This is a genomic window from Microcoleus sp. D3_18a_C4, from assembly GCF_036702415.1.
In the GTDB taxonomy this organism is placed as follows: domain Bacteria; phylum Cyanobacteriota; class Cyanobacteriia; order Cyanobacteriales; family Microcoleaceae; genus Microcoleus.
Map to the genome: position 1 here is coordinate 45,927 of NZ_JAUBTI010000038.1, position 8,612 is coordinate 54,538.

At 44.7% G+C, this 8,612-nt stretch carries 8 protein-coding genes; 4 read left to right on the forward strand and 4 right to left on the reverse strand.

The genetic code is table 11. From position 1 onward, the window contains the following. Positions 1-80: 80 nt before the first annotated feature. A complete protein-coding gene (gene hpsL, locus QUB16_RS17955) occupies positions 81-1,745 on the reverse strand; it encodes a hormogonium polysaccharide biosynthesis protein HpsL (protein WP_333318098.1) in 1,665 nt (554 codons plus the stop codon). Between the two features lie 46 nt (positions 1,746-1,791). Between hpsL and QUB16_RS17960 the strand changes: the two genes are divergently transcribed. The 4 genes from QUB16_RS17960 (at position 1,792) to QUB16_RS17975 (ending at position 4,890) form a co-directional block, all read left to right on the forward strand. Next, positions 1,792-1,935, forward strand: a complete 144-nt coding sequence (locus tag QUB16_RS17960) for a hypothetical protein (RefSeq protein WP_333318100.1) — start codon at positions 1,792-1,794, stop codon at positions 1,933-1,935. A 339-nt stretch (positions 1,936-2,274) separates the two neighbouring features. Continuing rightward, positions 2,275-2,976 (forward strand): alpha/beta hydrolase, encoded by a 702-nt coding sequence (locus QUB16_RS17965; protein ID WP_333318101.1) that lies wholly within the window; start codon positions 2,275-2,277, stop codon positions 2,974-2,976. 233 nt (positions 2,977-3,209) lie between these two features. After that, complete coding sequence (locus QUB16_RS17970) at positions 3,210-3,806, forward strand: IS607 family transposase (RefSeq protein ID WP_333318102.1); 597 nt, start codon at positions 3,210-3,212, stop codon at positions 3,804-3,806. Between the two features lie 31 nt (positions 3,807-3,837). Further along, positions 3,838-4,890: an RNA-guided endonuclease InsQ/TnpB family protein gene (locus tag QUB16_RS17975; protein WP_445251132.1), complete on the forward strand. Its 1,053-nt coding sequence runs from the start codon at positions 3,838-3,840 to the stop codon at positions 4,888-4,890. Between the two features lie 76 nt (positions 4,891-4,966). Here QUB16_RS17975 and iscB read toward each other — a convergent pair whose 3' ends face one another. From iscB to ltrA, 3 genes are read right to left on the reverse strand one after another with little or no spacing between them, the layout of a single operon-like run. After that, on the reverse strand, positions 4,967-6,226 hold the full coding sequence (iscB, locus tag QUB16_RS17980) for an RNA-guided endonuclease IscB (protein ID WP_333318108.1): 1,260 nt from the start codon (positions 6,224-6,226) through the stop codon (positions 4,967-4,969). After that, positions 6,213-6,296 (reverse strand): HNH endonuclease, encoded by an 84-nt coding sequence (locus QUB16_RS17985; RefSeq protein WP_333318109.1) that lies wholly within the window; start codon positions 6,294-6,296, stop codon positions 6,213-6,215. Before QUB16_RS17985 ends, iscB begins: the two co-directional genes overlap by 14 nt. Before the next feature lies 1 nt (position 6,297). Beyond that, positions 6,298-7,926: a group II intron reverse transcriptase/maturase gene (gene ltrA / locus QUB16_RS17990; protein ID WP_333318105.1), complete on the reverse strand. Its 1,629-nt coding sequence runs from the start codon at positions 7,924-7,926 to the stop codon at positions 6,298-6,300. Positions 7,927-8,612 lie beyond the last annotated feature (686 nt).

Sequence of the window (8,612 nt, forward strand, 5' to 3'; positions counted from 1 at the left end):
GCTATCTTTGGATCGCCTTGGAGCGAAAGCGGGTTACTGAACAAGAAAGAATCCACCCAACTCAACACTCAAAAATATTCTCAAATTGGGGAAGATGCAATAATTTTTTTCTCCTTTAATGGCTGGTGAACTGGCAAATCATTTGACTCAAGTTCCTGGTGTTTTTCATCCTGCACCTGTTTGTCAATTTTTGGCAACTTTAAAATCGCCCCAGCTAAAACCCAATAATACACGGACACGGGATCTACATCCAGCGGATAGTATTGAGTATTGATCGTAATAAATCCAACAAACACCCAAAAACTAGCTCCGTAACTCCGCAAACTTTTGTCTTTTACAGAACGGTAAGCTCTAAAAGTTAGAAAAGCCAAGTGTAAAACCATGATTTGAAAAGCAATCATTCCCGGATAACCGAGTTCGTAGATCAACTTAGGTTGGAAAGTTTCAATTAGCTGCGTAGCACCAAATATTCGCGTTGAATTAGTTGCTCGTCCCACACCTCTACCGAGAGGTCTGTCAATGATAAAATTGTGGCTCTGCTGGAACTGATTAAAGAGAAACTGCTGGGGCGGTGCAGCATTCCAGCGGTTAACAAAACTCTCCCGCTGCTGCTCGATAATTCCCGGGTTAAGAGCTGCACCGACAAATAGCAGAATCGCCAGTCCTGCACCGATGGGAATAAATCGTTTTAAATTAACTAATTGACCGGTGAGAACTAGCAGGATTGCCGTAGCAACGGGAACCATAACTAAAGCAGCTCTTTGACCGGAAATAACTGCATTGGCAAATACTAATGCCATGCCAAATAAACCGATCACTCGCCACCAGAATGAAGGGTCGCAAAAGGCAGAGGCAAAGGTTAAAAAAGCATTAGAAATTAAAAACCACGCCCACTGCCAAGGCGCGACAAAAGTTCCGGGCAAGCGGATAAACTTGACTTCGGGACTGAACACCAAAGAACCGCCGACAAAACATCTAGCTTCCAGCGTTGCTTTATATAATTCTTGTCCGATCATGCCTCTGGTTCCCGCACACTTTCCACTTTGCAGCAAGAGGTACTGAATCAAACCTAGAAGGCAGCAAACGATCGCCAAAACGATGTGCATTCGACTAAAAAACACCAAATCCTTCTTAGTGCGGAGCAGATAATAGGTACAAGCAATCAGCGGTATGTAACCTATCAATACTTTTAAGCCGAGAATTCCTTGCAGAATTGGTTTGTCGCCGCCCCTAGGGTTGAGCTGCATCTCCCCGTTGACAAAAATTAAAGTCAGCATTGCCATCATCAACAGGATGCTGAAGGTAGAAAGCATTTGTTTGGGAATGAACAGGGGCAACTGTTTCTTTTTGCAGCTTTGAATTAGGGCGATGAGAGCTGGTATGTAGAAAGCATCTTTGGCTACTTGAAATGCAGGATTGCCGCCGCCAATTGCGTAGGTAATTGTACCACTGAAAGGCAGGTAAATTAGAAAAGTCCACAAAGCTTGACGGGGGTATTTGTAGGAAAGCAGCAAGATGGCTGCGGCTGCGCCTCCTGCAATAGCAATCTTAGGGCCGGCTACGAAAAACAGGGGAATGCTGAGAGCAACGGTGACTAAGCAGCTTATGGCGATCGCCTGCACCAATTCATTGCGCTTTTGTGAAGTTTTGCGTTTTTGTGCTGCTACTTCTTTTTTGCTTAGCGCTGTTGTTTTTTCGCTATGCTTGTGTTTGGATTTTTTGGATTTGCCCTGGGTTTTCAACATATAGCAGAAGGAAGTTCGGCAACGAGCAATGTACGGGATGTAACGGATGGAAGAAAGTTCGGCAACGGATTTTGTAACGGATGTAACGGATGTAACGGATGTAACGGATGTAACGGATGTAACAGATGGAAGGAAGAAGGAAGAAGGAGGGAAGAAGGAGGGAAGAAGGAAGAGGGATTTAGTTGCCTAAGAGACAAAGAAGAAGCAATCGAGTCCTTATGTTTGTGCAATTAAGAACGTCCTCCCGTCAGGGCGGTTCCTAGAATTTTTCTAAAACACTTATGTAGAAGGCGGAAGACACTCAGATATAGAAGGCTGGAGATGTAGAAGGTAGAAGGCAGAAGGAATAGAAGCGAACAGATTTCGGCAGATGTGGTAACTTATTTTTAAAGTCACGATCGAGAAAAAGTCTCGGTCGAGATTGTGGGTGTGACGCGGGCACAAATTAGACGGGCGACCTTGTAGAATATAACTGCTGCCATCTATAATGTACAAATCTCGAAAAAATAATTTTAATCTAGCGGTGAATATGAAATTAACAAAATTTGTATCGATCGGCATTGCCCTAGTTTTAGGAGCAAGCGGGAGCATATTATCTAGCAGCAGTAGAGCATTAGGGGCAGAAAAAGTTGTCCTCACATTTGGCCCGATCAGACAAGGCATCAATATCAGCGACTTAGAAGACTTTGCTAAAAACGGCACGACGACGCCAACCCTCCAACAAATTATCCGGTTCTCCAAAATGGACGCGCAAATGCTGCGGGGGTTCATGGGTTTAGAAATTGGTTTAAAGCCTGCTAATCTGGCGAGGGTAGTTTACAGCACCCCAGGAGAAAAAATCACTGACGACATCGGTCAAGCAATTCGGACTCAGCGCCGCACAGAAAGCGGGAAAGCTTTGCGGGCAGCGGTGATGCTGGCAGCCGGGGACGACGGTAAGGTATCGCTGCTAGAAATCCTGAAAAAGTATCCTCTCAACGAGGTTTACGTAGATGTTGCCAGCCTTCGCACCACTGTTGGGAAAGTTCAGAGTATAGCTGGAACTCTGCGAAGCCTGCTTGAAGATGTGACGCGATCGACAACTCGTACAACTGAAACAACTCCCACCGAAAGTCCGATCGAACCTCGCCGCAGCGTGCAGCCCACAACTCCGCCTCCAGCGCCGCGCCGCGCCGCCCCCTTGCCAGCACCCGCACCGCAGCCGGTGACGCCTGTCAGAGGGCTTTGGTAAAAAAATCATAAAAATGGCCTAAAGGCGGGTTGAAGCGGCTGTTGTGGCATTCTGCAGACACTTTTGATATCGTTTCCGGTTGCATCAGAATCATAAAATCGAGTCAACCGTCAACCGTCAACCTCATTCCGGTGTAACCGGAAATGATATGAGACCAAACCCGCCCCCGCCCTACCCCTATCCCAACCCCCAAGAGGGTTGACGCACAGTAAAGTATTTGCTTATATTTATTAATGTATGCTACTATTAGCTACATGGCATACATTCCGCTCAGAAAAGCAGTCGAATTTCTGGGCTTGCATCCACATACATTAAGAAAATATGCAGACTCCGGGAAAATCAAAAGCATCAAAAACGAAGCAGGGCAACGACTCTACGATGTCGAGTCCTACCAGCGCGGTGCAACTAGAACTACCGTTGTTTGCGAATGTCGCGTCAGTTCCCCCAAACAGCGAGACGACCTCGCTCGACAAGTTGACGACCTGCGACAGCAGTACCCCGACTCCGAAATCATCCAAGATGTCGGGTCGGGACTCAACTTCAAAAGAAAAGGACTGCAAGCCCTACTGGTCAGATTTATGCGCGGCGAACAGCTCACGATTGTTGTTGCCTGTCGCGACAGATTGTGTAGATTTGGATTTGAATTGTTCGAGTTCATGGTTCAACAAAACGGTGGACAAATCATGGTTCTTGACAAAACTGTTCACTGCCCAGAGACCGAACTCACAAGCGATCTTCTTGCCATCCTTCACGTCTTCAGTTGCAGAATGCACGGACTCAGGAGTTACAGCAAGAAAATCAAGGAAGATCCGGCTATTCCTAAATCCTGAGCAAAAAGCTTTAATCAAGCAGTGGTTTGGAGTGAGTCGTTTTGTCTACAACACGACCATAAAATACCTCCAAGAACGCGGTGCAAAAGCTAACTGGATGACAATCAAAACTGGAATACTTAACAGTTTGCCAGAATGGGCAAAACCTGTACCTTTCCAGATCAAATCGATTGCCATCAAAGATGCCTGTTCAGCAGTTAAGGCTGCTAAGCAGGGTTTCAAGAAAGATGGTCAACTCCGCAAATGCAAATTTCGCAGCAGAAAAGATACCAAGCAATCTATTTATGTGCCGAAGTCGGCTGTAAAAAATTGTGGTGTTTACCATTCGATTCTAGGTAAGTGTCAATTAACAGAATCCTTGCCTACGAATTTCAGCGATGGGAGGTTGACTCTTACTTACGGAGAATACTACCTAATTGTTTCTGAAGAAGTGCAAGCAACCAAGACCGATAAACAAGGTCGCGTCGTTGCCTTAGACCCCGGTGTCCGCACGTTCATGACGTTTTTTTCTGAAGATTCCTATGGCTGGCTTGGAAATGATTCTAATTTGTACATCCAGAAACTGTGTTTTCGGTTGGACAAATTGGTATCAAAAATTTCTAAAGCTCCCAGTCGGCAGAAAAGAAGATTCAAGAAAGCAGCCAGTAGGCTTCGTTGCAAAATCAAGAACTTGAGCAGAGAGTTACATCACAAAGTAGCTAAGTTTTTAGTTGATAATTTTGATGTAATTTTACTACCTACGTTCGAGACTTCTCAAATGGTATCGAAGTCACACCGTAAGTTGAGAAACAAAACGGTGCGACAAATGTTGACTCTAAGCCATTACGAATTTAAGAATTTCCTCAAGTGGAAAGCTTGGGAAAATTCCAAACTCGTGATTGACTGCAACGAAGCTTATACCTCAAAAACGGTGTCGTGGACGGGCGAAATTGTCAAAAATCTAGGTGGCGCTAGAACTATCAAGTCCGCAGCCACCGGATTGAAGATGGATCGGGATCTAAATGGTGCTCGCGGGATTTTCACGGGCGAGGCATTGGTTGACACGCCTTTGTTAAGAGATTCTCTTAACTTATGCCTTTGTTAGCATTTGTTAGCAAAAAAGTGTCGGTTAGGACTTTTGTGAAAACTCTCACTGTTTTCTCGGACATTTCCCTACAATCTCACGCAAACGAGTAGTTGTACCCATCGTTGCGATGAACAGGTTTAAGTTGATTTCGAGAAACGCTAATCACACTATCGTTCACCCGAATATCAAAATTACCTTTAAACCTAGTGGTTTTAATTCTTTTGCATTTAACTCCCTGATGCTTTCCATCAATCACTGAAACAATATCGCCACTGTTCCAACCTTTGACCTTTTTCTTGGGTTTATACCCCGGACGCGGAAACCCATATTTATCAGTCTGTACGACTTGACGGCTACCCCAACCCATTGCCTTAATTAGCAACGGTTGGTTGATAGTTAAAGTTAAACCTTGACTTACATCTCCACAGCAAGCAGCATCGATCCAATGAGCTTTTGGAAACTTCAGATTAGTCCGATTGAACTTAGTTAAAGAACCCCGCCCTACATAAATAGGTTCAATCGCTGTAGTTTTTAAAGCTTGGAACAAAGCGGACTTGGTTGCGTTAACTGCTGCGGCATCTTTCAACGATACTTTAGCTTGACTCATTATTATTTTAATAATTTCGGGCTTTTTCTTAAGAAAATCCTTAAGGTCTTGAGTCCCTTTTTTGATGTTGCACTTTTCGCAAGCCAAGCAAAGGTTGGAAACACGATGAGTGCCACCCTTGGCGCGTGGGCTAATATGCTCAACTTGCAATGGTAAGTTTTCGCTACCACAGTAAGCACACTTCCGATTCCACTTTTCGAGTAGGTACTCTCTAACCTCGTAACCTTGCAATTCCCCTTGTTGATACTCAACGCCGGAAATCTCTGGATTCTGCATTTTTTGAGTGTCAAAGTTTACCAACTCGAAAGCAATTGATTGGATAGGTGCTAGTTTGCGAAGGCGAGAAACCCACGTCATAGTCGTTAATACTCGGTGTTGTAAGCTCGGAGGCAGCCAACCTTTCGGACGAACACGATTTAAGAATCGTGGCTGGCGATAACGAGTTTTACGATTACGGCGGTTGCGTCGGACAGCCCGACGGGTTTCAAGTCGAGACTTGATAGCTTGACCCCGATGGATAAGTTCAGCACCCCAAATGACCTGGGTTTCCTGAACCAAAGCTATGCCAGTAGTTTTGCTACCAGGATCGATGCGAATTTCGATTGGTCTTGGTAGATCATTGACTGATTTTTTCAGGTCGGGTAAGAGGGCATACGTCGCCGTATCCCCCTCCCCAACGAACCGGACGTGACACTTTCGCATCATCCGGCTCTGGCATTCTTGGACTCCGAGGTTATTTAGTACCATGAACCTTCCTGTGACAAATTTGGTGAAGGTGTATAAGATTGTCGATTTCATCTGTGCCTCCATTTGTCACTTCAGTTATGTGGTGAGTGTGGATTTGTTCTCCGTTTAGCAGGTAGTCTCCGCATGAGCGTGCATCTCCAGTGCTGGAATTGAGCCACTTTGTAGAGCTTTGAGCCTTTAGCCCATACGCTACTACCCAGTTTTGATTGGCGTTTCTTCCAGTAATCTACTTTGGTTGAGTCATCTGGACTAGCTGTGCCTTCAACCTTTGTATGTCTCAGGATTGGGATGTCACTTACATCCAGGAGATAAAGTCTCTTTCTTTTTCCTGTTCTATCCTTGGTGTCGGCAAAGAATGTCCAGTGGTCATTTCCCAGTACGGTAAAGTATTTGTTCTTTACCCATTTGAGATGTTTCTGGTGGTGTCGTCTTTTACACCATTGCCATAGCATTTGTATCATTCTATGGTTGAATGTAGCGAAGATTTCCTTGCTGGAGCAGTGCCTGTAATAGTTCGCCCATCCTCTTAGTATAGGGTTTAGATGTTTGATGACTTCTTCCGGTTTTACCGTTTTGTGTCTTTTGAGCCATCCTCTAATTTCTCTGAGTTTGGCAATCATCTTATCCTTTTGAGGTTTGCAGAGCGTCGTTCCGTCTGAGTAGCTTCGGATTGTAAAACCAAGGAAGTTAAACCCATCTCGCTTATTTACGATTCGGGTTTTTTCTTCGTTTAGCTCTAGTCCACGCTTGTTCAGCCATTCCTTTATTTCAGGCATAACGGCTTCCAAGTCTTCCTTTGTTTCGGCTGTGACAAGGAAATCATCGGCATATCTGATGTACCCAAATCTAGGATAATACCTGTTTGTGTAGTAGGTTTTGCCTTTGTATTCCCCACTCTTGCTCTGTTTGACTTTCTGGTGGTTGGATAATACTTCTCCTTCCAGTCCGTCTAGGGCGATGTTAGCCAGAAGTGGGCTAATGATACCGCCTTGGGGAGTGCCTGTTTCTGTTGGGTTAAACTTGTTAGCCTCCACGTAACCTGCTTTTAGCCACTGTTTGATTAGTTCTTTGCTAGGAATTTCTCCAATAGCATTGAGTACGTATTCGTGGCTGATGTGGTCAAATGCTCCTTTAATATCTGCGTCTAGAATCCATTCATCGCCTCCCTTTCGTAATCGGGTATGAACTTGTTCTATTGCATCGTGACAGCTTCGCCCTGGTCGAAAGCCATAGCTGTTGGCTTCAAATAAGGCTTCCCAACTCGGCTCCAGTGCGTTTTTGACCACTGCTTGCATCACTCTATCCTTGAGAGTTGGTATCCCCAAAGGACGCTTTTTACCATTTGCTTTTGGAATGTATATCCTTTTAGCAGGCTTTGCTTTCCAAGGGTTCAGCTTCAGGATTTCGTGTATTAGTTGGATTCTCATCTGAGGGTTGAGAGCAAGTTGGTTATCCACTCCTGCTGTTTTCTTCCCTTGGTTAGTTTGAGTGACCCGTCTAACTGCAAGTAGCAGGTTGGACATACTTTTTAACATGAGTAGAGTAAGGCTCCTGACCTGATTCCACTCATTCCTCTGAGTCGCACGATAAATCCTCTGTCTGAGATTTCTCACCACCTTTGTAGCAGCTTTCCAATTCAGGTCTACCCATTTCTCAGGTAATGCGTCTGTTCCGATTTCGTTACCGAATCTATCTTTCACAGAAGTTTGATTTCCTTACATTGGTTTATCGTTAAATACCTGCCAGAATTTGGCTTCCTTTGAGTTGGAGCAAATCTTGAACTCCTATCTGTGGCATTACCCACAGCATTCGCTTTTTCTGGCATCCTTTACCCTCTAAGTATTCTGCTTTCCTTACGGTTGGCTTACTCAGACTTCGACTTGTACTGAGAACCTATAGGGCTTTCCGCAGTTCTATGTGTTTGAGATTCGTCACGGGTCGGGTTCCATCTCTGCTCCGGTGGGATTATATTTCGTCGAACTAGAGAATCATCAACTCTAGTTCTACCCACTTACCTTTTGGTGAGAGTGTTTCAGCCTTATTTCACTCTTTATTCATCACGAAGTGTACAAACGATGGTTACTGGTGATTAACCCTTTCGTGCTTCCCCTTGCTCCTTTCCAACGCGAGGCTGTTAGATGAGGCTACTTTCGTGGTCTGCATTCCATTAGGTTCATTATTTACTACTAACGTGACCGGGGTAGCGTGACCCTTTTACGTGGGGACAACGGGACGAAATCCGTTGGGAGAGAAGGCTCTCCACTCATAACACGTAGCTTAACTACGTCGCGCAATGATTGTAAACGGGTCAGGGTAAACGCATCTAAATTAAGTTGACAGAAAATCATATTTGTGCATCAGTTTTTTTTTATAAAACAATTCTTAA